Annotated in this window: 22 protein-coding genes; 5 read left to right on the top strand and 17 right to left on the bottom strand. The window is 42.8% G+C overall.

The window, feature by feature from the left end:
• Window positions 1-25: 25 nt before the first annotated feature.
• Complete coding sequence (locus tag DZC72_RS03475; protein WP_125222587.1) at window positions 26-1,840, top strand: GNAT family N-acyltransferase; 1,815 nt, start codon at window positions 26-28, stop codon at window positions 1,838-1,840.
• Window positions 1,841-1,844: 4 nt separating this feature from the next.
• Here DZC72_RS03475 and DZC72_RS03470 read toward each other — a convergent pair whose 3' ends face one another.
• From DZC72_RS03470 to DZC72_RS03405, 13 genes are all read right to left on the bottom strand, one after another.
• Window positions 1,845-2,339: a GNAT family N-acetyltransferase gene (locus DZC72_RS03470; RefSeq protein ID WP_125221490.1), complete on the bottom strand. Its 495-nt coding sequence runs from the start codon at window positions 2,337-2,339 to the stop codon at window positions 1,845-1,847.
• A 16-nt stretch (window positions 2,340-2,355) separates the two neighbouring features.
• On the bottom strand, window positions 2,356-2,841 hold the full coding sequence (locus DZC72_RS03465) for a DUF6428 family protein (protein WP_125221489.1): 486 nt from the start codon (window positions 2,839-2,841) through the stop codon (window positions 2,356-2,358).
• Between the two features lie 98 nt (window positions 2,842-2,939).
• Window positions 2,940-3,263 (bottom strand): ArsR/SmtB family transcription factor, encoded by a 324-nt coding sequence (locus tag DZC72_RS03460; protein WP_125221488.1) that lies wholly within the window; start codon window positions 3,261-3,263, stop codon window positions 2,940-2,942.
• 79 nt (window positions 3,264-3,342) lie between these two features.
• Window positions 3,343-3,729 carry a YtxH domain-containing protein gene (locus DZC72_RS03455; protein ID WP_125221487.1) on the bottom strand — a complete coding sequence of 129 codons (387 nt, stop codon included), beginning with the start codon at window positions 3,727-3,729 and terminating at the stop codon, window positions 3,343-3,345.
• Window positions 3,730-3,782: 53 nt separating this feature from the next.
• On the bottom strand, window positions 3,783-4,169 hold the full coding sequence (locus DZC72_RS03450) for a VOC family protein (RefSeq protein WP_125221486.1): 387 nt from the start codon (window positions 4,167-4,169) through the stop codon (window positions 3,783-3,785).
• Between the two features lie 40 nt (window positions 4,170-4,209).
• Window positions 4,210-4,668 (bottom strand): DUF1801 domain-containing protein, encoded by a 459-nt coding sequence (locus DZC72_RS03445; protein WP_125221485.1) that lies wholly within the window; start codon window positions 4,666-4,668, stop codon window positions 4,210-4,212.
• Window position 4,669: 1 nt separating this feature from the next.
• Window positions 4,670-5,041, bottom strand: coding sequence for a VOC family protein (locus tag DZC72_RS03440; protein WP_125221484.1), 372 nt, complete (start codon window positions 5,039-5,041; stop codon window positions 4,670-4,672).
• 27 nt (window positions 5,042-5,068) lie between these two features.
• Window positions 5,069-6,013, bottom strand: a complete 945-nt coding sequence (locus DZC72_RS03435) for a 2-hydroxyacid dehydrogenase (protein ID WP_125221483.1) — start codon at window positions 6,011-6,013, stop codon at window positions 5,069-5,071.
• 7 nt (window positions 6,014-6,020) lie between these two features.
• On the bottom strand, window positions 6,021-6,386 hold the full coding sequence (locus tag DZC72_RS03430; RefSeq protein WP_125221482.1) for a cupin domain-containing protein: 366 nt from the start codon (window positions 6,384-6,386) through the stop codon (window positions 6,021-6,023).
• Window positions 6,387-6,405: 19 nt separating this feature from the next.
• A complete protein-coding gene (mgtE, locus tag DZC72_RS03425; protein WP_125221481.1) occupies window positions 6,406-7,761 on the bottom strand; it encodes a magnesium transporter in 1,356 nt (451 codons plus the stop codon).
• On the bottom strand, window positions 7,748-8,617 hold the full coding sequence (gene rsmA, locus DZC72_RS03420) for a 16S rRNA (adenine(1518)-N(6)/adenine(1519)-N(6))-dimethyltransferase RsmA (RefSeq protein WP_125221480.1): 870 nt from the start codon (window positions 8,615-8,617) through the stop codon (window positions 7,748-7,750). Before rsmA ends, mgtE begins: the two co-directional genes overlap by 14 nt.
• A gap of 54 nt (window positions 8,618-8,671) precedes the next feature.
• Window positions 8,672-9,301 carry a DUF4286 family protein gene (locus tag DZC72_RS18055; protein ID WP_207891706.1) on the bottom strand — a complete coding sequence of 210 codons (630 nt, stop codon included), beginning with the start codon at window positions 9,299-9,301 and terminating at the stop codon, window positions 8,672-8,674.
• A gap of 167 nt (window positions 9,302-9,468) precedes the next feature.
• Entirely contained in the window at window positions 9,469-11,253 is a 1,785-nt protein-coding gene (locus DZC72_RS03405) for a tetratricopeptide repeat protein (RefSeq protein ID WP_125221479.1), read from the bottom strand.
• 204 nt (window positions 11,254-11,457) lie between these two features.
• Between DZC72_RS03405 and DZC72_RS03400 the strand changes: the two genes are divergently transcribed.
• Window positions 11,458-12,765: a ComEC/Rec2 family competence protein gene (locus tag DZC72_RS03400; RefSeq protein WP_125221478.1), complete on the top strand. Its 1,308-nt coding sequence runs from the start codon at window positions 11,458-11,460 to the stop codon at window positions 12,763-12,765.
• 3 nt (window positions 12,766-12,768) lie between these two features.
• Here the strand turns inward: DZC72_RS03400 and serS are convergent, their stop codons facing one another.
• Window positions 12,769-14,040, bottom strand: coding sequence for a serine--tRNA ligase (serS, locus tag DZC72_RS03395; protein ID WP_125221477.1), 1,272 nt, complete (start codon window positions 14,038-14,040; stop codon window positions 12,769-12,771).
• Between the two features lie 80 nt (window positions 14,041-14,120).
• Between serS and DZC72_RS03390 the strand changes: the two genes are divergently transcribed.
• Window positions 14,121-14,501 (top strand): VOC family protein, encoded by a 381-nt coding sequence (locus tag DZC72_RS03390; protein WP_125221476.1) that lies wholly within the window; start codon window positions 14,121-14,123, stop codon window positions 14,499-14,501.
• Here the strand turns inward: DZC72_RS03390 and DZC72_RS03385 are convergent.
• Window positions 14,498-15,820 carry an HTTM domain-containing protein gene (locus DZC72_RS03385; protein WP_317127091.1) on the bottom strand — a complete coding sequence of 441 codons (1,323 nt, stop codon included), beginning with the start codon at window positions 15,818-15,820 and terminating at the stop codon, window positions 14,498-14,500. The two genes, DZC72_RS03390 and DZC72_RS03385, sit on opposite strands and share 4 nt — an antisense overlap.
• On the bottom strand, window positions 15,820-16,749 hold the full coding sequence (locus DZC72_RS03380; protein WP_125221475.1) for a bifunctional riboflavin kinase/FAD synthetase: 930 nt from the start codon (window positions 16,747-16,749) through the stop codon (window positions 15,820-15,822). The genes DZC72_RS03385 and DZC72_RS03380 overlap by 1 nt, the downstream gene beginning before the upstream one ends.
• 53 nt (window positions 16,750-16,802) lie before the next feature.
• Here DZC72_RS03380 and DZC72_RS03375 point away from each other — a divergent pair, with 53 nt between their 5' ends.
• Together DZC72_RS03375 and DZC72_RS03370 are read left to right on the top strand one after the other, a co-directional pair.
• Window positions 16,803-20,588 (top strand): reprolysin-like metallopeptidase, encoded by a 3,786-nt coding sequence (locus DZC72_RS03375; RefSeq protein ID WP_125221474.1) that lies wholly within the window; start codon window positions 16,803-16,805, stop codon window positions 20,586-20,588.
• Complete coding sequence (locus DZC72_RS03370; protein ID WP_165869266.1) at window positions 20,585-21,268, top strand: hypothetical protein; 684 nt, start codon at window positions 20,585-20,587, stop codon at window positions 21,266-21,268. The genes DZC72_RS03375 and DZC72_RS03370 overlap by 4 nt, the downstream gene beginning before the upstream one ends.
• Here the strand turns inward: DZC72_RS03370 and pth are convergent.
• Window positions 21,265-21,894 (bottom strand): aminoacyl-tRNA hydrolase, encoded by a 630-nt coding sequence (pth, locus tag DZC72_RS03365; protein ID WP_125221473.1) that lies wholly within the window; start codon window positions 21,892-21,894, stop codon window positions 21,265-21,267. The two genes, DZC72_RS03370 and pth, sit on opposite strands and share 4 nt — an antisense overlap.
• Window positions 21,895-21,934: the final 40 nt, after the last annotated feature.

Genomic DNA, 21,934 nt, shown 5'->3' with positions numbered 1-21,934 from the left:
ATACTTTGAAATAGATATCAGGTGTATGGGTTTAGTGACCGCAAAGGAAGTGGCAAAGGCCGTTAACTTATCCAAGTTGGGCTTTATTGGAACTTTTATGGGTTGGGCTTTAATGAAGGTCACGCGCATTTCTGGGGTTAATCGGTTTTATGATAGCATTGCCCATTTGGAGGGAACCGATTTTACAAAGGCTATTCTGGACCACTTTGAAATTGACTTTGAGATTCCGGAAGAAGATTTTAAAAGGTTGCCAAAGGAAGGACCCTTCATTACCATTAGCAACCATCCGTTAGGTGCCATAGACGGTGTCTTGTTAATGAACCTGATGCTACCCAAACGACCGGATTTTAAAATCATGGCCAATTTTCTTTTGCAGCGAATGGTTCCTTTGGATCCCTATATTCTTCCGGTTAATCCTTTTGAAGGACATAAGGATGTAAAAAGTAGTGTCATGGGGTTTAAAAAAACCCTGGAACATTTAAAAAACGGCCATCCTTTGGGCATTTTTCCGGCAGGTGAAGTGTCTACGTACCGTGATGGAAAATTAATCGTTGACAAGCCTTGGGAAGATGCTGTCCTAAAGCTTATTAGAAAGGCAGAGGTACCGGTAGTCCCTATTTATTTTCATGCACGAAATAGCAAGCTTTTTTACAGGCTTTCCAAACTGAACGATATTTTTAGAACGGCCATGATTCCTTCGCAGGTATTTTCACAACATAATAGACCCATTAAAATCAGGATTGGCCAACCTATATCCGTACAGACCCAAAAGGAACAGGAAGATATGGTGGAATTTTCAGATCTGTTGCGAAGAAAGACCTATATTCTTTCCAACGCCTACGAGAAGGAGCGCTTGATTGATCAGATACCTACCTCCTTAAAAATCCCCAAGCCACCTAAAAAAATTGCATCCGCCATGCGAAAGGAAGTGATGCAAGGCGAAATTGAAAAGTTACGGGAAAAGGACTGTAGATTGTTACAAAGCAAGAATTATGAGGTTTTCTTGGCCAAGGAAAAGGATATTCCCTTTATCCTGAAGGAAATTGGTAGACAGCGCGAAGTTACCTTTAGGGAAATAGGTGAGGGCACCAACAATGCCATCGACCTTGATAAATTCGATTCCTATTATTACCATCTTTTTCTTTGGGACGATTCAGAAAAATGTATTGTAGGGGCCTACAGAATGGGTCTGGGATCTGAGATATTTCCGGAATACGGAATAGATGGTTTTTACTTACAGGACCTGTTTCGTGTGGAGCCTGAACTGTATGGGATGATGAAGAATTCCATTGAAATGGGTAGGGCCTACATCACCAAGGAATACCAACAGAAACCCATGCCCCTGTTCTTGCTTTGGAAGGGCATCGTACATACGACCTTACGCCATCCGGAGCATAAATATCTTATTGGCGGGGTAAGTATCAGCAACCAATTTTCCAATTTTTCAAAATCCTTGATGATCGAGTTTATGAAGTCCCACTATTGGGATCCCTATGTGGCCCAATATATACGCCCCAAAAAGGAATTTAAGGTGAAGCTTAAGGATGCCGATAAGGAATTTGTCTTTGACGAGACCCAAGCCGATTTGAACAAGTTCGATAGATTGATCGATGAAGTGGAGCCGGGCAATCTTCGGTTGCCGGTGCTCATTAAAAAATACATCAAGCAGAACGCCAAGGTGGTCGCATTTAATGTGGACCCTTTGTTCAATAATTCTGTGGATGGATTGATGTACATAAAAATTGCGGATTTGCCCGAAAGTACCGTAAAGCCCGTAATGGAGGAATTTCAGGCGGAATTGGAACGCAAGTTGGCCGAATCCCAACAAAATCAAGAGTAAGGTTTTAATCTATACCTATAACCGTACTTCGTCTTTCGTAGAGTACATTATCGATCCAAACCCCGTTTAACTTTCCAACCCGCTCGCGGACACCTATTTTTCTGAAACCCACCGCTTCGTGTAGTTTTATACTTGTTTGGTTCGATGGGAAAATCCCCGATTGTAAAGTCCAAAATCCTTGTGCTTCACTCTCCAAAATCAGGTGTTGCAAAAGCGCTTTTCCAAGGCCCAACCCCCTGTAATTTTGACCGATGTAAATGCTGACCTCGGCTACCCCCCTGTAAACATGTCGGCTAGAGACAGGCGCTAAGGTGGCCCATCCAGCCAGGTTATCATTATAAAGTCCCACAAATCGACAATTTTTCAAGTGCGAACCGTCCCATTTTTGGTAACTGGGAATTTGGGTCTCAAAAGTAGCCATGCCCGTAGCTATGCCTTCTCCATAAATTTTGGCAACCTTTTCCCAATCGGTGGCGGCCATCGGTCTAATGGAAATCATTGAAAGTATTTTTTATTTAGCAACAGCCACTTCCCGGCGCACAGGCAGAGGAGGTCTCGGTCATTGTCTCTGGAATACCACAGGTTTCTTTGGCCTTACAATCCGTTTTTTCTACACCTAATTTGACGATTAGATTTTCACCTGAAATTTCAAGATCGTTCACGAACAATTGTGCAGTGTGAAAGTTAGGATTACTATATTCGAACTTGACCTCTACATCCCGCTCCATGGGTTTTATTTTATCTACTTTATTTAGTATGGAGAGCGCCTTGTAGGCCGACATATATTCCCGTTTGTCCTTTTCCAAAGGGCTCTCATAGAGTTGGATGATGGTTTCCTTCCAAAAATCTGGATTTGCACCGCAATCAATGGAATCGATAGTTACGTTTTTCACTTCGGTGATGTGATAATTGGCCCCTACCAATTCTCCAGGTTTGTATTCGAACAAAAGGTTTTTATTGGGGTTTTCCTGTAAAAAGGACAAAAATTCATGTGTTTTCATTTTGAATTATTTTATATCGGTTAAAAATTGATTTTAGTTTTTAATTATTTTAAATGCTTATCGTCAAGTATTGATCTGTGATGAATTTATTATGCGGTTTAGCAGCAATTCGTTTTGGTAGTGTTGAAAAACGAATTTAGCATGTCTTGAATGGCCGACCATTTTTTAAGATTGATGCAATAGCAAACCCGCTTTCCTTCTATTTCCCCGGAAATTAAATCGATACTCTTCAATTCCTTTAAATGTTGGGAAATGGTAGGTTGTGCCAGCCCTATTTCGTCCACGATATCGTTACAGATACAGGCCTCTTGCCTGCTTATATATTCCAGAATGGCGATTCGTGCAGGGTTTGCAAGCACTTTAAAGATAATGGCCAGTTCGTTCTGTTTTTGGTTGAATATCTGTGTTTTGGTAACTCCCATCGTAATATTTATATATTGCAATATTACGATAATATTTTAAATGTAAAAGGCCAAAATTACTTTGGCCTTTCTTGAAATACTATAAACTCTTGAACCAATCTTGAAAATAGGTGCCAACAACCGCTATTGGAACCATTTTCCCATTTGCGGCGTTAATCAGACTCATAATTATCAAAACAAGGCCCAAAAGGCTCGCAAAACATCCCACTATTGGAATGAAGCTCAAAACTATCATCAAAATCCATATACCCAAAGTCTGTCTAATGTAATAACTACCAAATTCGGTTTTGTTTTGGCTGTTCATAACGATTGCCACGATCCAGCCAATAAAGGTGATATGTGCTATAATGGCCACTGTTTTACCGTTATCCGGATTCTGAGGGTCGAATGTTTTTTTTACCTCTTCTTGAAATTCTTTGGCGGCATCTTCCGCCTTATCGCCAAAATCTTTGTTTTCTTCTGACATGGTTTTGTTTTTAGGTGGTTAATTGTCGTTTAAAAGTAAAGAATAAAACGATATCACAAAAAAACTTTATCGTTTGGTTCCCAAAGCTCAAGTTTATTACCATCTGGATCGAGAATCCAACCAAATTTTCCGTAATCGTATGTTTCTATTTCCCCTATCACCGTAACACCTTCCTTTTGAAGGACATCCAGCAATTCTACTAGATTGTCCACTCTAAAATTCATCATGAAGGAGGAGGTACTTGGCTTAAAGTATTGGGTATCTTCGTTCATAGGGCTCCATTGGGTGGAGCAGTCATTTCCTTGCTCATCCTTCCACCAAAATGTACATCCGTACTTATCTGTATTTAAGCCAAGATGTGTTTTATACCACTCTTTTACTTTTTCTGGATTAGACGTCTTAAAAAAGAATCCGCCCAATCCTGTAACCCGTTTTTTCATATATATGCTTTTTGGTTGTTATTTAATTTGGTTTTTGTCATCATGGTTGTAGGGTATTTTTCCGATAAAGATCTATCCATTCCTTGACGGTCATTTTGCTTGAAAGCTCAGCAATTAGCTCATACGGAATGTCGTCCATATTTTTAAAGCGGATACAGCTTTTGCCCATATCCAACTTACGTTTGCTGTGTTTTGGGTATTCCGTAACGAACCAATCCAGAAGTTTTGTGTCCGCGTAGATACCGGTATGATAGAGGGCCACAAAGTTTTTTTGGGAGGCCAAATTTATAAAGGGTAAGGGAAGTTTAGGATCTACATGGTAACCGGCCGGATACAGGCTATGAGGCACTACATAGCCCAACATTCCATAGCTAATCTGTTCCTCAAAACCTTCAGGTAGATTTTCCAGAATAACTTTCCTAATCTCCGAAATCACCGCCTTTCTTTCTTCGGGCAATTGGGAAACATAGTCTTCGGGTGAATCCGCTTTGTTCTGCATATCAGACGTGTTGATCGATTAAAATGGGATTCCCGTCAGGATCTATTAGGGTAATGTTGGCCGGCCCCTTAGTACCTTCTTCCACTTTTCTAACCAAGTTGAGGCCTTTGGCTTCTAGTCTATTTTGAATTTCACGGACATCTGTAAAACTGTCCAAGGTATTGGCATTGGAATCCCAACCGGGATTATAGGTGAGGATATTCTTTTCGAACATACCTTGAAAGAGCCCAATGGTCGATGTGTCGTTCTTCAGAATGAGCCAATGCTGTTCAATATCACCATGAAAGACGGTAAAACCCAAGGCTTCATAAAACGCTTTGGAGGCCTTAATGTCCTTGACACTAAGGCTTACGGAAAAGTTGCCTAAATTCATTTTTGTAGATTTAAGATTGATTATCCCTTAAACTACAAATTTATTTTTGATTTTGTCCACAACGGTCTGTGCCAACTTAATTTTGCTCTCCACCGTCCAGCCCGCAACATGGGGAGATAGCAATACATTATCCGCTTTGGTCAAGTATTCAAAGGCTTCGGGGAGCCTATTATCTGTGAACATATTTTCAAAAGAGGCCTTTTCATATTCCAGAACATCCAATCCAGCACCCAATACTTTGCCCGATTTCAGTGCGCTGACCAAATCGGCCGTATTTATGCATTTTCCCCGGGCCGTATTGATGATCCAGATATTTTTATGGAACTTATTTAAAAACTCCGTATTGATTATACCTATGGTCGATGCCGTCTGTGGAACATGCAAGCTCAACACATCGGTGCGTTGGTGTAATTCCATGATGCCCACTTGTCTGGCGTTTTCGTCTTCCACGCCACCTTCGATATCATAACAAATGACCTCGTCCACATCAAATCCTTTTAACTTTTTTGCAAAAGCCTTGCCCATATTCCCATACCCGATAATACCAACGACTTTGCCCTCTAATTCAACCCCACGGTTGCCTTCCCGGTCCCATTTCCCGTCCCTAACTTCCGCATCGGCCTTGTTCAATTTGTTGAAAAGGGACAAAAGCATGCCTAACGCATGTTCCCCTACGGCATTGCGGTTGCCTTCCGGGGCAGCGGCCAAAAATATGCCCAACGACTTGGCATATCTGGTATCGATATTCTCCAACCCGGCGCCCAGGCGTCCAATGAATTTTAAATTCTTCGCCTTGTCCAGAAACGAGCCGTCAATGGTAAATCTGCTTCGGATGATGAGTCCTTCATAGGCTCCAATTTTTTCTTCTATTTCTTCCTTGGTAGAAACATAGTCCTCATCATTTACAAAACCAAAATTATTGAATTGTTCTATTATCAAGGGATGATTACTATCTACATGGAGTACTTTCATAGGGTTTTTAAATTTTTGGATAAGTAGTTTGGGTTAGGTCATGGGTTACGTCGCCAGTATGTGCGGTAGTACTTTTTTCAAATAACAGGATATGGACTTCCTCCTCGTTTTTGGTCATTGGACAATGCTCCACTCCTTTTGGTACGACAATGATTTCACCTTCCTTGACCACCTCTGTACGATTCCTAAACTGCATATAGAGCGTACCCTTTATGACCTGGAACAATTCATCTTCATGTTTATGGGAATGCCATACGAATTCACCTTTTAATTTGGCAAGCAGTACCTGCATATCGTTCACGACCGCAATTTGATGTGGGTGCCAATGTTTGTTGAACTGGGCATGTTTTTCCTGAAGATTGATAGTTTTCATTTTTGAACGGATATTAAGTTCAAATCCCCAAAATGAGCTTGGCGATCATAAAGTAAATGAGGATGCCAAAAATATCATTGCTGGTAGTAATAAAGGGACCCGTGGCGATAGCGGGGTCTATGCCTCTTTTATGAAGGAACAATGGCACAAAAGTACCGATCAGACCGGCTACGATTATGACCGCGATCAAGGAGATGGAGATCGCAAATGAGATATTGACCTTGCCTTCATAGGACCAAACAAATACAAATAGTAAAATGGCCAGTATAATGCCGTTTAGGGTGGCCAACAACATTTCCTTTATCAATCGGTTGCTGATACTTCCTTTTAAATCGTCATTGGCAAGCCCTTGTACGATGATGGCGCTGGATTGCACCCCTACGTTCCCGGCCATGGCGGCGATCAATGGGGTAAAAAAGAAAATGATGAACTGCTCCTGCTTGAAATCTTCCTCGAATCCTCCCATAATAAGAAAGGCTCCAATACCCCCAATAAGGCCTAAAATCAACCATGGCAACCGTGCCCTTGTCAAGTCCAGGATGCTATCATCTGCTTCCACATCCTGTGAGATACCCGCGGCCATTTGATAATCCTTGTCCGCTTCCTCCCTAATTACGTCCACAATGTCATCAATGGTAATACGGCCTACCAACCTGCCAATTTCATCTACCACAGGAATGGCTTCCAAGTCGTACTTGGACATGATCTTGGCAACCTCTTCCGGCTTTTCATTGACATTGACCGAGTCTACTTTTGGAATGTATACGTCCTTGATATGTGTTTTTGTGGAAGTGGTCAACAGGTCTTTGAGGGATAACCTGCCAATGAGCTTATCTTCTTCGTCCACCACATAAATCGAATGTACCCGGGTCACATTTTCTGCCTGTGCCCGCATTTCCTTTACACAAGTCAATACGTTCCAGTTTTCCCTAACTTTAACCAACTCCTTGGCCATAAGACCGCCTGCGGAATATTCATCATAACGAAGCAGATCTACAATGTCCTTTGCATGTTCACGGTCCTCGATTTCCGAGATGACCTTTTGAACCATTTCCTGCGGAAGCTCCCCAATGATATCCGCAGCATCATCCGTATCCAGTTCCGCAAGTTCCTCGGCAATTTCCTTGGAGGAGAGATTGCTGAGAATAGCTTCTCGAACGTCTTCGTCCAATTCCGTTAGGACATCCGATGTTTTGTAGCTATCTAGAAGCTTTATTAGGTAGGTGGCCTCGTCTTCGTTGAGTTCATTGATAATTTCAGCAACATCCGCATAATGCACATCTTCCAAAAGTGAGTTCAGTTCCGCATCCCTTTGGTGTTCGATGAGCTCCTCTATCTGGGCAATAAGTTCCTCTGTGAGTTTAAATGGCGTCATGTGCTATCTTCTTTGTCAACGCAATGAATTCCGAAACGGAAAGCTGTTCCGGACGTTGATCAAATATAGCATCTTCTTTAAGATTTTCGGAGAGTCCGAGTGTTTTTAAACTGTTACGGATGGTTTTCCTACGCTGGTTAAAGGCGGTTTTAACAACGGTAAACAATAATTTTTCATCGCAGTCCAAAACGAACTTCTTTTTTCGGGTAAGGTTCAATACTCCGGATTGCACTTTTGGTGGCGGGTCAAAAACCTGTGGATGCACCGTAAAAAGGTATTCCGCATCATAAAAAGCCTGCGTCAAGACCGATAGTATCCCATAGGTCTTACTGCCTTCCTTCGCGCAAATCCGCTGGGCCACCTCTTTTTGGAACATGCCCGAAAACTCCGGTACTTGGTGCCGCATCTCCAGCATTTTAAAAACGATTTGTGTGGAAATATTGTACGGGAAATTTCCGGTAATGGCAAATGGCTCATCTCCAAAGAGGGTGTGTAGGTCGTAGTTAAGAAAATCGGCCTCCACTACCTTAAACGAACCCTTTCCCATCATTACTTTGGGGTGTTCCAAGGGAAAGCTGTGGTTGAGGTAGATGACCGAGTCGGAGTCCAGGTCCATGGCCACTAGGTCTATTTCCTTGCGCAATAAGTATTTTGTAAGCACTCCGGTTCCGGGACCGATTTCCAGGACATGGGTGTAGCCTTTAAACGAAAGTGTTTCCGAAATTTTTTGCGCGATGTTCTCGTCCTTTAAAAAGTGCTGCCCCAGGTGCTTTTTTGCTTTGACCGGACTGTTTTGGTCGGCATAATTTCCTTGGTCGTTACGAGGCTTTTTATTCTTTCCCTTTCTTTTTCCCATTTCCGATTTTTTAAAGCACTCGCTCAAATGTCAGGTTCACCTACAGCTAGGTGCTTACCTTGCCAAATATACCCAAGCTTTTTTACCTGAAAGCAAACCAACCTCGATTCTTTCGTAGGCGTCCCCCTCATAAACGTCGGCCTTTTTCAATTCATCATCCGTCAGTACATAGACTTTACCATGAATTTTGTCCTGCGGATCATTGGTGGGTTCCAAGGTGGGGTATAATCCGGCAACCTTAGTATTGGAAACCCGATGTCCGTGTAAGGTATCGTCATAACCGCCCAATAGCCTTGAAAAAACACCTAGCTGCACCTCGTTTTCCTGCAAGGTTCCGTAGGTAAATAGATGGTGCGTTGCGGTATTCCGGTGCACAAAAAACTCATCGACCACCTCAAGTTCTGTCCGAAAGGAAATCAATTGGTCCGCAAATAACTTTTGTCCTTCCTGCCTTAATTTTGGGGCATCCTCTCTATAATAGGCATTTAGCATTTCCTTGCTGGCCACTGTATATTGCACTGAGTAGGTGTGCCCCGTGCCTTCTTCGGTCAAGACCTTGGTCATTTTTGCGCTTAAAAACTTTCCTGTTGCGAGCACTTCAGGAATATGTACCGTTTTCATCCAGTGAAGCCATGTATCATGGGCCTTGTCTTCTATGTTGCTGGTTACGTTATAAATGTACATGGGGTGATGGTTATTGGTTGTTTGTTGATGGTTGATGGTTGCCCAAATCTAAACTGGGATGATTCATTGCAAACTGTTTATTGTATACGACTCACGACTCACGACTCACGACTAACTCCTAACTCCTAACTCTTAACTCTGCAATCTGTACTTTCAACTATTAAACGCTAATTGACCACATCCCCTCGCAACATTCTAAAATTCTTGCGCGCTTGGGGAAAGTAGTAACTGTCCTGAAATTCATAAATGATGCGTTCGTAGTAGGCCTTTGCTTTATCGGGCTGGTCCAAAACATTTCGGTATAACTCCCCAAGGGCAAAAAGGGCATCGTCTGCCAAGATACCGTTACCGTAGAATTCAATGATTTTTTGATAGTTGAATTCCGCCGCTTCATATTTTTTTTGGGATTCCAGTAATTGGGCCTGTTTCAGTAGGGCCTCGTCCTCGATTTTCTCCCCTTTGTGATTTTCCAAGATATCGTTGAGCCCTTCGATGGCCTCGTCCGTTTTGTTCTGATACGCTAGAAAATCCGCCCTGGCATATTTCTTTAAAGCCGTCTGGGTGGAATCCTCCAAGGAATTATCGGATATCAATAGACTTAACTGCATGGCATCGTTTGCAATGAGTTGGGAGGTAGAACCCCGGAGTACCTTAAGCTGTGTCAGTGCCCAGTCAAAATCCCCTTTGTAGAAACTCGTTTCGGCAACTTTGTAACGGGCATCCTGTCCCATAACATCGTTTTTTAACTTGTCCTGAACTTGCGAAAAATATATGAGGGCTTCGTTGAATCGCTTGTCATAAACCAAAATATCGCCAAGAGCAAGCTTGATGTAGGCCTTGCTCCGTTCGTTCATAGGTAGCTCCAAACTGTTTTTAAGCAGTTCTATAGCAGGGCTTGGCTCGTCCTTTTTAAAGGTGAGGAAATTGGCGTAAGCGACTTGGAGCTGGAGCGTTTGGGTCTGGTACCCGAACTGTTCTATGAGCGCTTCATAGCGTTTTTGGATACCATCCCACTGATTTTTTTCGATCTCTACCAAGGCGATGTCGATCAAGTGCAGCTCTGCGTTCAATTGTACAATAGGGTCCGCGCTTTCTTCTTTTATATATTCAAAAACATCCTTTGCAACTTCATGTTCGTTCTCCTCAAGAGCCGTGGCCCCCAAATTTTCCAATCTACCGGTATTACCGCCTTCCATACGTTTGAAAATGGCTTTTTCCTGACGCAGTGCACTTTCAAACTGCCGTTGTTTTATAAACAACCAACTCAGCAATTCGTTCCAGATGATGTCAGGATTTTTTTGTGCCTTTTGGAGTAGGATAGCTCTAAGGGTCTGGTTATTGACATCTTCCGGGTCTGAGGTTATGAAGTCATCAATACTTCTAAGGATATTGGATTTAGATGTTTTATTGTTCACTAAAAGCTCTAGGTAGGATGTATACATTTTTTCTATATCGCCTTGTTCCCCGTAAATTCGGGCCAACTGATAATTGTAGTCCAAAGTAGGATTCAGTTCCATGGCCTTCTTGTAGGCGGCAACGGCCCTATCCAATAAGGTATATTTTTGGAATTGGTAGCCCAAAGCATATCCATAGTTTGGGTTTTCTTCGATAAATGCCAGGGCGCGGTCATAATAATCTTCGGACTTTTCCGGCATGTCCTGGAGGGAATAATTATAACCCATTTCTATCAATAGGGTAGGATGCGGGTTTCTCTGGTTCAACTGTTCCAAAAGATAGGCTTCGGCATCGGTGTAGCGTTCCAGCTGTTGATAACAGGCAATAAGACCTTGTAGATAGTCCGTTCTTCTCGGATTTTGTTTGGCCAATTTTTCGTAAAAAACGACCGCTTTTTCAAAATCGCCATCCTCAAAATACTGCTTGGCCAAAAAGTCCTCCTGGGCGTAAATGGTTAGGGAGAAGAGTAAAAAAGTAAAAAATCCAAGAAGCTTCATACTTGAAATTTATCAAATTTAAACAAGTACTCTGAAAGAATCTGTTAACTGAACCATAATTAGGTCAATACAACGAATCTACTTAGTTGGTTCTATTGCAAATCATACAATTTTACTTACAAATTATAATATTTTAAATGTAGGAATTGGATTTAAACGTAGCTTTAAAAGAGGAGAGAAAATCTCCTATCAAGTAAATTTTTAATGGAAACACGGTTTTTAGGTTCAAAAACGAAACGGTTCTACTTTAACAACGGCGTTGAAGACGTTAGTTATGTGGTAATCTATGGCGATGAGCTTATGGCTGAACCCTGGGAGGACAGCATTGCGGATAGTTATAGAACGGCCATTTATAGGGGTCGCGAAGGAAAAATTGCTTCCAACACCACGTTATTGTCAAAACGGAGTTTGGAGTTTTATTTTTTGGACATTGGGCAAGGGGATGCTTCTTTCACGGTAACCCCTGATAACGTAAAAATTTTGGTTGATGGCGGATTAAAGGACAGGGCCTTGGGTTTTCTTATTTGGAAATACCGATTGGACCAACCCGATACCAGCGTAATTATAGACCATTTGTTTTTAAGCCATGCCGATAAAGACCATATTGATGGGCTTGCACCGCTACTAGATCACCCCAAAATTACGGTCAAACATATTTACCATAATGGAATAGGTCTGTATGCCGATGGACATAACACGGAAATAGGTACCATGGAAAATGATAGTTTGAAAACCATTCATGACTCGGTACAGGATTTGGAAAACGAAAGTCTGAAAAGTGATTTTGGGGATTGGATCGATGCCGTTAAAAGCTCCGGAGCTACCTATCAAAGGGTGGACGCCTCCAAAGGTTATTTACCCATTGGGGACGCAAGTGTGCAATTGGAAATATTGGGACCTACTCTGGAACCCGACAATTCCTTTAAATGGTTTGGCGGAAAATCCCATACCATTAATGGGCATTCATTGATTTTTAGAATAGATTATAATCATGTCCGAGCTTTTTTTTCGGGCGATTTGAACATAGAGGGAAGTGAACATCTCTTGTCTACACCGGGGAATACCCTTAAAGTAAATGCCCATATTTTTAAGGCGCCCCATCACGGCAGCCATGAGTTTTCCCAAAATTTGCTCAACCATGTGAACCCCATGGTCACTGTGGTTTCTTCCGGGGAAACACCCGATCATGGTCACCCAAGAGCGGTTTTTTTAGGAGGTTTGGGGTTGGCCGGCAGGGGAAAAATGCCCCTTATTTTTTCTACGGAACTTTCAGCTCTATTTGTGGATGCGGGAGACGTTGAGGCACAAGTGCATTCCGCTTCCGCGGTAACCACCTTGGGAGACCTTGATTTTTCCGATTCCTTGGCAAACACAGAAGCCCGTCAACGATTTAAGAAGGTATTGCCGGGAATCATTAACGTGCGTACGGACGGGGAAAAAATATTCGCCTTTCGCAGGGTCCAAATGGGTTATCAGTGGGAATCCTACGAATTCAAATATAATGATGTTTAAGGGTTAGTCTATTTTATCAAACCCACAATAGGGCACCAATACTTCGGGAATTTTTATTCCTTTTTCGGTTTGATAATTTTCCAGGATCCCTGCCAAGACTCGGGGTAGGGCCAAAGAGCTTCCGTTCAGGGTATGTGCGAGTTGACTTTTTCCGTTTTCGTCCTTGTACCTTAATTTTAAACGATTTGCTTGATACGTTTCAAAATTGGATACGGAACTAATTTCGAGCCATCTGTCCTGTGCCGTGGAAAAGACCTCAAAATCATAGGTGAGGGCAGAAGTAAACCCTAAATCCCCGCCGCACAACCGTAAAATCCGATAAGGTAATTTCAATTCCCTCAATATGGTCTTTACATGTTCCACCATGGCATCCAAGGCCTCATAGGACTTCTTGGGGTGCTCAACATGTACAATTTCCACTTTGTCAAACTGGTGCAACCTGTTCAGTCCCCGAACGTGGGCACCATAGCTTCCCGCCTCTCTTCTAAAACAAGGCGTGTAACCAGTGTATTTTATGGGAAAGTCGCTTTCCTGTAGGATGGTGTCCCTAAAAATATTCGTTACTGGAACTTCCGCTGTAGGTATCAGATACAGGTCGTCTGCAGTTATATGATACATCTGTCCTTCTTTGTCCGGCAATTGACCGGTTCCATACCCAGAAGCCTCGTTTACCACGTGGGGCACCTGCATTTCCGTATAGCCAGCATCGGTATTCTTGTCCAGGAAATAGGAGATCAAGGCGCGCTGTAAACGTGCTCCTTTTCCTTTGTAAACGGGAAAACCGGCCCCTGCAATTTTTACTCCGAGCTCAAAATCGATAATATCGTATTTCTTGGCCAATTCCCAATGGGGCAGTGCGCCATCCTCCAGCTTGGGAATGTCTCCTTCCCTAAAAACTTCCTCATTGTCCTCCTCAGAACTTCCTGCCGGTACCAATTTGTTGGGGATATTGGGAATTTGATATAAAAGCGATTGAAGTTCCTCTGCCGTATTTGTCAGTTCCTCCCCTAATTGTTTGGACTCATCCTTAAGGTCCGACGTCTTTTCTTTTAAGGCATTCGCTTCTTGGGCCTTACCTGATTTATAAAGCATACCGATTTCTTTGGATAACTTGTTGGATTCCGCAAGGATCGAATCCAATCGGGTTTGGGTAGCACGTCTTTTTTCATCCAAATGAAGTACGCCGTTCAGCATGGATTCGGCATCAATATTTCTTTTCTTAAGGGCTTTGATGATGTTATCCTTTTCCTCTCGTATGACCTGTAACTGTAGCATTGCTCCGTATATTTTGGCAGCAAATTTAAGTTAAACTTATCATTTAAAAGGTATACTTTTAGATCCTAAAAGAAAGGTTTATGGTTTTTGAGCATTTTGCGTTGAACGTTACCGATATTGGGCAGGTGGTTGATTGGTATTGCCAGAATTTGGGTCTAACCATCGTAAGCGAGCAAAAGGTCGCCCCCTTTATGACCTTTTTGGCGGATAGCACGGGAAGGGTAGTTTTGGAACTTTACAGTAGGGACGATTCCGCAAAAAGGAATTTTGAAGCCGAACATCCGTTGACGTTTCATGTGGCATTTGTTTCTGCCGATGCCCAGAAGGACAAAGAACGCCTGGTGGCAAAAGGGGCCACTTTTTTTGAGGAAGTTCATAAGCCGGATGGTAGTCACCTCGTGATGCTCCGAGATCCCTGGGGGATGCCCTTACAACTTTGCCAAAGGGCGATAAAATTTTAGTCCTTGAATGGAGAGGGGAGAATCCAATCACTGTGCTTGAATGGCGTCCAAGGAATATTTGCAAGGTCAACGGTTGGGTCTATAAAAGGGACAGCAGGCCTACCATTGATACTCACTTTTGAATTGACAAGATATACAGAAACTTTCTCATCTTCCTGCTTTAAGTCCCGTTTTAAGTACTGGGCAAATTGCCATGCAAAATCGGGATAGGACAGCACTTTACGTTGTTGTCCAGCAGTGAGAAATTTATTTACATCAATGAAAATCTCGTTGCCATTGCTTCGCACCATCTTAAACATACCCGTACCACTTCTTTCCCTTAACATCATTCTCCAGCTCATTCTATGACCTTCTTCCGTCCATAACACATCGTCCTTTATAAAATAGTGCCTGATAGGAAGGATAAACTGAAGTAAAAAATAGATGCCGAACACTATCAGAAATGGTTTTTTATAGTTTGGGACTACCGTTTTCTGGAGGCTGAATGGGATTTTACGTTTGAAAAATAGCTTGCGGATGGTTTCCGGTTCAAAAAAGAACACGGTAAAAGCCAAAGATAAATACGGGAATATTCCTATCTGGAATATGATGGAGTTGAATAGGTGAAAGAAAATGGAGGCGATAAAGGCCGCTTTTCGGGTGGTTTTCCAAAGCAAGGCCGGAATCACCAACAAATCAAAAATAATCCCAAAGCTCCCGATGATTTTGTGCATCCAAGGCTGTTGCAATACATCACCAACGAGCGGGTAGCCGGACTTTGACTTCATCAGTATATCGATAATGCCAAAATCCAGCCAATCTCCGTACAGTTTTGCAATGGAGGCGTAGGTGTACACGATGAACAATTGCAGGACTATGATCCACTTCACATAGCCGTACATGGAATTTTCCCTTTGTACATTTCCCATGCGAACATCCAAGGAATATGATTTATTGGCCGGGAACAGACACATCAGGGAAGATACCAGTACAAGTAGGTAATAATGGTTGTTGTAGGCCGTTTTTTGCATTAGGTAACTTCCGGTCCAGAGCAAGGTAAAAGCCAGTATGGAGAATCTGTATTTTAGCCCCAACGCTATACATATTCCCAAGATACCCATCAGGGAAAAATAAAAATACATACCCGGCCCGGCAAGGGCTTCCAGCCATTCAAAATCAATAAAGGGAAAGGTGTATTGGGGCGCTACGATATTCCTTTTGAGCCAGCCCGTGGCTATGGCACCAAAACATTCCAGTGAAACGAGAACGCCAAAAAATATTCGGAAAATGATAAGCGGGCTGTTGTCAATTCTATGAAATAACAACCTGTTGAGCATCATTATCTATTGGATATAAATTGCAGCGATTTCTCCTTGTCCTTGGCCAATTGTAATTTCAGTTCATCCAGGGAATCGAACTTTTGCTCATCCCGGAGTCTGGATAACAAATCTATTTGGAGCTTTTGGTCATAGAGGTCATCGTCAAAATCAAAAAAATGAATCTCTATGGTTTTGGATGTGCCGTTCACCGTTGGGTTATAGCCAATATTCATCATACCATACACCTCCGTTCCCTGAATGTGGCTTTTTACAATGTAAGATCCGTTTTTTGGAATGAGTTTATAGGATTCTTCTACATGAAGGTTTGCCGTTGGAAAATGGATTATTCTACCTAGCCCTTTTCCTTTTTTAACGGTACCGGTAAGCATGTATTCATAACCCAGATAGGCATTGGCCGTTTCTATTTCCCCATTTTCCAATGCCTTCCTTATCTTAGTGGAACTTACGGATACCTCATCGATCTCTTGTGCAGGAATTTCCTCTACGGAAAAGTCGAGCGCATTTCCAAAAGCAATCAAATCAGTTATGTTCGCGGTCCTGTTTCTTCCAAAGCGATGGTCGTAACCAATGATGACATTCTTCGATTTTAGTTTGTTTACGAGAAGGTCCCGTACAAATTCCGTTGCCGATAGACGGGAAAATTCCTTCGTAAATGGGTGGATGACCAAAATGTCAAGACCCATTTTTTCCAGAATGTATTTTTTTTCGTCTATGGTATTCAGAAGTTTTATATCGGCATCCTTTTGCAATACCATGCGCGGATGCGGAAAAAAAGTAAGTACAGCCGATTTTAAGTTGGAGTTCTTGGCACGATTTATGACTTTTTCGAGTATTTTTCGGTGACCTATATGTACCCCGTCAAAGGTGCCAATAGTTATGGCGACAGGATGTTCCTCATCGTATTTGGAAATGCTTTGAACTGTAATCAACTGTGCTAGAAAATAAAAAGAACTATATTTGATTTGGAGATAAAAGCCCCACAATGACCGCTAAATTACGTCTTGTTTTCTCAATTACCATAGCATTTCTTTCCTTTTCTGGGCTTGCACAGACCAAATATTGGGGCAAGGTGGATCTCAAAAATCAGGATAGGCAGGTAACATTAAAGCGATTGGATATCCATAAGGCCAAGGCGTTCACCTTGGATGAAGCGGCTTTAAAATCGGAACTTTTAGGGGTGTCCAGGGCTAAAAGTATGACCAAGACCCTGTATTTTCCTGATGATGAAGGTAATTTGATTCCCTTTCAAGTAGCGGAATCCCAATTGTTCGCCCCGGGATTGGCGCAAAAATACCCCACTATAAAATCCTACAGAGGAAAGAGCGTAGAGGCAGATGGGAAAAAAATATTTTTCAGTCTTTCTTCCAAGGGGCTGCAGACGATGATCATGGATCCAAAAAAGGAGGGCACCGTTTATATGGAAAAGGGAGCCAGCGGAGATTATATCATTTACAACGCAAAAGATCATTTGACCCAGAAATTGGATTTTGTCTGTAAAACAAGTCCTGATTCCTTTACTTCCATGTTAGGCTCGTCCACCGCCAAGTTGGTGGATGACCAGAGTTTAAGAAAGTTTAGGGTCGCAATAGCGGCATCCGGGGAATATACCCAGTTCCATGGGGGTACCATTGCCGATGCCCTTGCGGCAATCAATGCCACTTTAACACGGGTGAACGGCGTTTTTGAAAGGGACCTTGGCGTTACCTTGGAGTTGATTGCCAACACGGATCAGGTAATTTATACCAACCCGGATACGGACCCATTTTCGGGTGGGCTTAGTTCACAGACACAGAATACCCTGACCAGTGTCATTGGTGAGGCGAATTATGATATTGGCCACTTGTTCAATCAACAAGATGGGACATTGGATGGAAATTCCGGTTTTATTGGTTCCGTATGTCAGGATAACAGAAAAGGAAGTGCCTATACCACGCTGTTTTTACCGCAAGGAGATCAATTTGATATCGATTTGGTGGCCCATGAAATGGGGCATCAATTTGGGGCGAACCATACGTTTTCACATTTGTCCGAAGGTACCCTGGTCCAAGTCGAACCTGGAAGCGGTACCACCATCATGGGATACGCCGGAATTACTGGTAATAATGACGTAGCAACCAATTCCGATGATTATTTTCACTACGTAAGCATTGTGCAGGTGAGGGAATATTTGCAGACCATTAGCTGTGGCGAAACCATACCTTTGGCCAATAACGCCCCTATCCTAAATCCGGTGAGCAATTATACCATTCCCATTGGAACGGCTTTTGTTTTGACCGGAAGTGCCAGTGATCCTGATACCACGGATGTTTTGACCTACGATTGGGAGCAAATAGACAATGGCATCGTCACGCAGGCTACCTTTGGACCTAACAATCCCACAGGTGCCATGTTTCGTTCGTTGCCACCGTCCATTTCACCTGAGCGTTATTTTCCAAGGTTGAGCAGGGTAGTATCGGGTGACCTTACCCAAACCACTCCGGTCGAGGGGGGTGCATGGGAAACGGTTTCCAATGTGCAGCGCGACCTGAACTTTTCGCTTACCGTCCGGGATAATGTTTTGAACGGTGGACAATCCGCTTCTGATGAGGTTACGGTATCGGTATTCAGGGAGGCAGGTCCCTTTGTGGTTACCTCCCAAGAATCGTCCGTTTCTTTTGTGGCCGGCGAGACGGAGACCATTACCTGGGACGTTGCAAATACCAATGTACTTCCCATTGGCGCGCAGAACGTGGATATTTTTCTCTCCACGGATGGGGGCTTCTCATTTCCAAATTTGATTGCCCAAAATGTAACCAATGATGGAAGTCATGCCATTGTTATTCCGGGGGGATATAGTACCACCTCCGGCAGGTTTATGGTAAAGGCGGCCAACAATATTTTCTTTTCCGTGAACCAGGCCGATTTTTCCATTACTGAATCTGAAGTGGTACTTAATTTTGACAACCTCAATTATGAGGTCTGCAAACCGGACGATTTAATCGTCAGTTTCAATTATGAAACATATTTAGGTTTCACTGAGGAAAGCACCCTAAGTGTTGGGTCGTTACCGCCTGGCGTGACCGCAACTTTTTCACAGGATACCGTGTCCGTTTCAAATACGCCCATAGATCTAACTTTTTCGGGAACGTCGAATCTGGCAATAGGTAGTTATTCCGTGGATATAGTGGCCACTGCGGCTTCTATAACAAAAAGCACAACTGTGCAATTGAACGTGTACGACACTAATTTCTCGGAAATCGTACTTACCGCTCCATCGGATGGAAGCTTGGATGTTTCAAAAGATGTGCTTTTGGAATGGGAACCGGACTTGGTAAGTACCTCATATGATGTGGAAATAGCCACTGATGTGGGTTTTGCAACTATTATTGAATCCAAAACGGTAGCTACCAATTCGTACCAGCCTAGCTTATTGTTGAACGAAACCCAATATTTTTGGCGGGTAAAACCCAAGAACACTTGTGGGGAAGGCGTTTTTGGGACAACGTTCAGCTTTACGACCATTCAGTTTAATTGTATTACCAAGGCTAGCAATAATGTCCCTATCACTATTTCACCTGTGGGCACGCCAACGATAACTTCAAGAATTCTTTTCTATCAGGATTTGAATTTGGCGGATATCAACGTAAACCTGGATATTGAACATACGTATCTGTCGGATTTGGTCATCAGCCTAACTTCCCCTTCAGGAACTACGGTGGTGTTGGTTTCCAGTGCCTGTGGGAACAATTCAGACATCAATGCCATTTTTGACGATGAGGCAGCTAATGCCTTTATTTGCTTAGGTTCTCCTGCCATTAGCGGTACCGTGAGGCCCATTGGTACCTTGAGTTCCTTTTATGGGGAGTCCATTCTAGGGGAATGGGTCCTGGAAATACAGGACAACGCAGCATCAGATGGAGGAAGGCTAAACAATTTCTCCTTGGAGGTCTGTGTGGAGGGTGACTTTAGGCCCGATGCGGATCAAGACGGAGTTTTCGATGATGGCGAGGACCTCTGTCTCGATACCCCACTGGGACAGGAGGTGGATGCATCCGGTTGTGCCATTTACAGGTTTACCCAGGAAAACTTTAATGTAAGCTTGGAGAGCGAAACCTGTAGGCCCAATAATGACGGCGCCATACGGATAGTGCCCAAGGTATTCTTGGACTATGAAATAACCATAAACGGGAATGGGGTCAATATTATCGATAATTTTACCAATAGTTTCAACCTAACGGATTTAGGTGCGGGAACCTACGATATCTGTATTACCGGAACCGATGGCACCATTAGCTATGAACCTTTCTGTTTGGAAGTGGTCATCACGGAACCCGCGCCACTGAATGTTACGTCCAAAGTTTCCTTACAGGCTTCCCAAATAGTTTTGGATTTGCAAGGAGCAAAAGGATATTATGTGGAACTTAATGGGTATACTTCCTATACAGCGGACGACCAGTTTACGGTGGATCTGTCCAAGGGAATCAACTTTTTAAAGGTGTATACCGATATTCCTTGCCAAGGAATATATGAAGAGGAAATAGTTCTTTCCGAAGGTCCCTTAGTTTTCCCTAACCCTTTCCACGATTTTATTGAAATCTATTTTGACGTACCCACGCAACGGGCTACAATTATGTTGTTCAGTTCGGATGGTAGGTTATTGCGAACGGATAAAATTCAGGATGGCATTTCCTCCAAGGAATACGATCTGAGTATTTTGCCCGTTGGTATGTATTATTTGCAATATGATAGTAGAGGAACGAAGAAAACAACTAAGATTTTAAAAAGATGATGAGAAAGATACTACTTCTTGTGTGCCTTTTTGCGGTGTTTGGTTGTAAAAAGAAAGACGACCCCAAACCTCCGGAGCGGGTTCTATTGTTGTTCCCGGAAAAAAATTCTGAATGCACCACCGGGGTAGATCAGGATGCTACCACAAGCAGGGTTACCTTTAGTTGGCAAAGATCGGACAATACGGATAGTTATGAATTACGGGTCACAAATATAAGTTCCAATACGGTCCAGACCATCTCCACCCAAAGCACAACGGCCAGTCTTCCCTTGTTAAAAGGGCAACCATATTCATGGCTGGTACGATCTAGGAACAATCAGGTAGATAATACGATTTCTAGTGAACAGTGGAATTTTTATAATGCGGGATCGAGAACCACCTTTGCCCCCTTCCCCGCTGAAATATTGGCGCCTAGTATGTCTGAAAGGGTCTTTAAGGATATTAACAATGAGGTGACCCTGTCTTGGTCCGCATCGGATTTAGATGATGATATAGAGAATATCGAGGTGTATTTTTCAGAGCAGAATCCGCCTTTAAATCTTGAAGCTGCATTGTCTGATGTTGCCACCACTTTGAAAGTTTCGGTCCTTTCAGGAACTACGTATTATTGGAGTGTGGTCACAAGGGATGCTGAAGGCAACGCAACGAATTCAGGGATTTATAGTTTTACTGTCCTTTAAGCCCCGTTAAATTGATTCATGGTCCTTGATACACCAGACAGTACAAAGGATTCGATAAGCGCTACGGATTTTTCCAAGCGCTCTTTCATTTTGGCGTTTTCATCTTCGTTCCATTGGCCCAGGACATATTCAACCTGCCTGCCCTTTCCAAATTCAGACCCTACACCAAATCGGAATCGATTGTAATTCGTGGTTTGCAGTATCTGTTGAATATCTTTTAAACCGTTGTGCCCGCCATCGCTTCCCTTGGTCTTTAGTCTAAGCGTTCCAAAGGCAAGATTAATGTCATCCGTTATTATAAGGAGGTTTTCCAAGGGGATTTTTTCCTTTTCCATCCAATAGCGCACCGCTTTGCCACTTAAATTCATATAGGTTGATGGTTTTAGGCAGAGTATGCTTCTGCCTTTCAATTTATAGATAGCCACATCACCAAGCTTTTGGGTTTCGAAACTCAGCTCCTTTTGATCTGCAAGGGCGTCCAAAATTTTAAAACCAATATTGTGTCGGGTTTCGGCATACTCATCACCTATATTGCCTAGACCTACTATCAAGTATTTTTTCATGGTGTCTACCTCTTCTAAAAATTGGTCTCTAAAGCCTAGAAGCGCTTTAAAATACGTAAGCATGGAATATCCTTTTACGATTTCCTAAAAATACAAAAGCACC

This window comes from Maribacter algicola (assembly GCF_003933245.1).
Lineage (GTDB): Bacteria > Bacteroidota > Bacteroidia > Flavobacteriales > Flavobacteriaceae > Maribacter > Maribacter algicola.
This window is presented reverse-complemented; position numbering and strand designations above follow the sequence as displayed.

Coding starts and splice junctions, on each gene's coding strand:
- DZC72_RS03440 (WP_125221484.1), bottom strand. CDS start 5,041: ATGAATTTAGGCAACTTTTCCGTAAGCCTTAGTGTCAAGGACATTAAG.
- pth (WP_125221473.1), bottom strand. CDS start 21,894: ATGCTTACGTATTTTAAAGCGCTTCTAGGCTTTAGAGACCAATTTTTA.
- DZC72_RS03385 (WP_317127091.1), bottom strand. CDS start 15,820: ATGATGCTCAACAGGTTGTTATTTCATAGAATTGACAACAGCCCGCTT.
- DZC72_RS03460 (WP_125221488.1), bottom strand. CDS start 3,263: ATGGGAGTTACCAAAACACAGATATTCAACCAAAAACAGAACGAACTG.
- DZC72_RS03475 (WP_125222587.1), top strand. CDS start 26: ATGGGTTTAGTGACCGCAAAGGAAGTGGCAAAGGCCGTTAACTTATCC.
- DZC72_RS03445 (WP_125221485.1), bottom strand. CDS start 4,668: ATGCAGAACAAAGCGGATTCACCCGAAGACTATGTTTCCCAATTGCCC.
- mgtE (WP_125221481.1), bottom strand. CDS start 7,761: ATGACGCCATTTAAACTCACAGAGGAACTTATTGCCCAGATAGAGGAG.
- DZC72_RS03405 (WP_125221479.1), bottom strand. CDS start 11,253: ATGAAGCTTCTTGGATTTTTTACTTTTTTACTCTTCTCCCTAACCATT.
- DZC72_RS03455 (WP_125221487.1), bottom strand. CDS start 3,729: ATGTCAGAAGAAAACAAAGATTTTGGCGATAAGGCGGAAGATGCCGCC.
- rsmA (WP_125221480.1), bottom strand. CDS start 8,617: ATGGGAAAAAGAAAGGGAAAGAATAAAAAGCCTCGTAACGACCAAGGA.
- DZC72_RS03435 (WP_125221483.1), bottom strand. CDS start 6,013: ATGAAAGTACTCCATGTAGATAGTAATCATCCCTTGATAATAGAACAA.
- DZC72_RS03450 (WP_125221486.1), bottom strand. CDS start 4,169: ATGAAAAAACGGGTTACAGGATTGGGCGGATTCTTTTTTAAGACGTCT.
- serS (WP_125221477.1), bottom strand. CDS start 14,040: ATGCTACAGTTACAGGTCATACGAGAGGAAAAGGATAACATCATCAAA.
- DZC72_RS03470 (WP_125221490.1), bottom strand. CDS start 2,339: ATGATTTCCATTAGACCGATGGCCGCCACCGATTGGGAAAAGGTTGCC.
- DZC72_RS18055 (WP_207891706.1), bottom strand. CDS start 9,301: ATGTACATTTATAACGTAACCAGCAACATAGAAGACAAGGCCCATGAT.
- DZC72_RS03430 (WP_125221482.1), bottom strand. CDS start 6,386: ATGAAAACTATCAATCTTCAGGAAAAACATGCCCAGTTCAACAAACAT.
- DZC72_RS03465 (WP_125221489.1), bottom strand. CDS start 2,841: ATGAAAACACATGAATTTTTGTCCTTTTTACAGGAAAACCCCAATAAA.
- DZC72_RS03400 (WP_125221478.1), top strand. CDS start 11,458: ATGGAAACACGGTTTTTAGGTTCAAAAACGAAACGGTTCTACTTTAAC.
- DZC72_RS03390 (WP_125221476.1), top strand. CDS start 14,121: ATGGTTTTTGAGCATTTTGCGTTGAACGTTACCGATATTGGGCAGGTG.
- DZC72_RS03370 (WP_165869266.1), top strand. CDS start 20,585: ATGATGAGAAAGATACTACTTCTTGTGTGCCTTTTTGCGGTGTTTGGT.
- DZC72_RS03375 (WP_125221474.1), top strand. CDS start 16,803: ATGACCGCTAAATTACGTCTTGTTTTCTCAATTACCATAGCATTTCTT.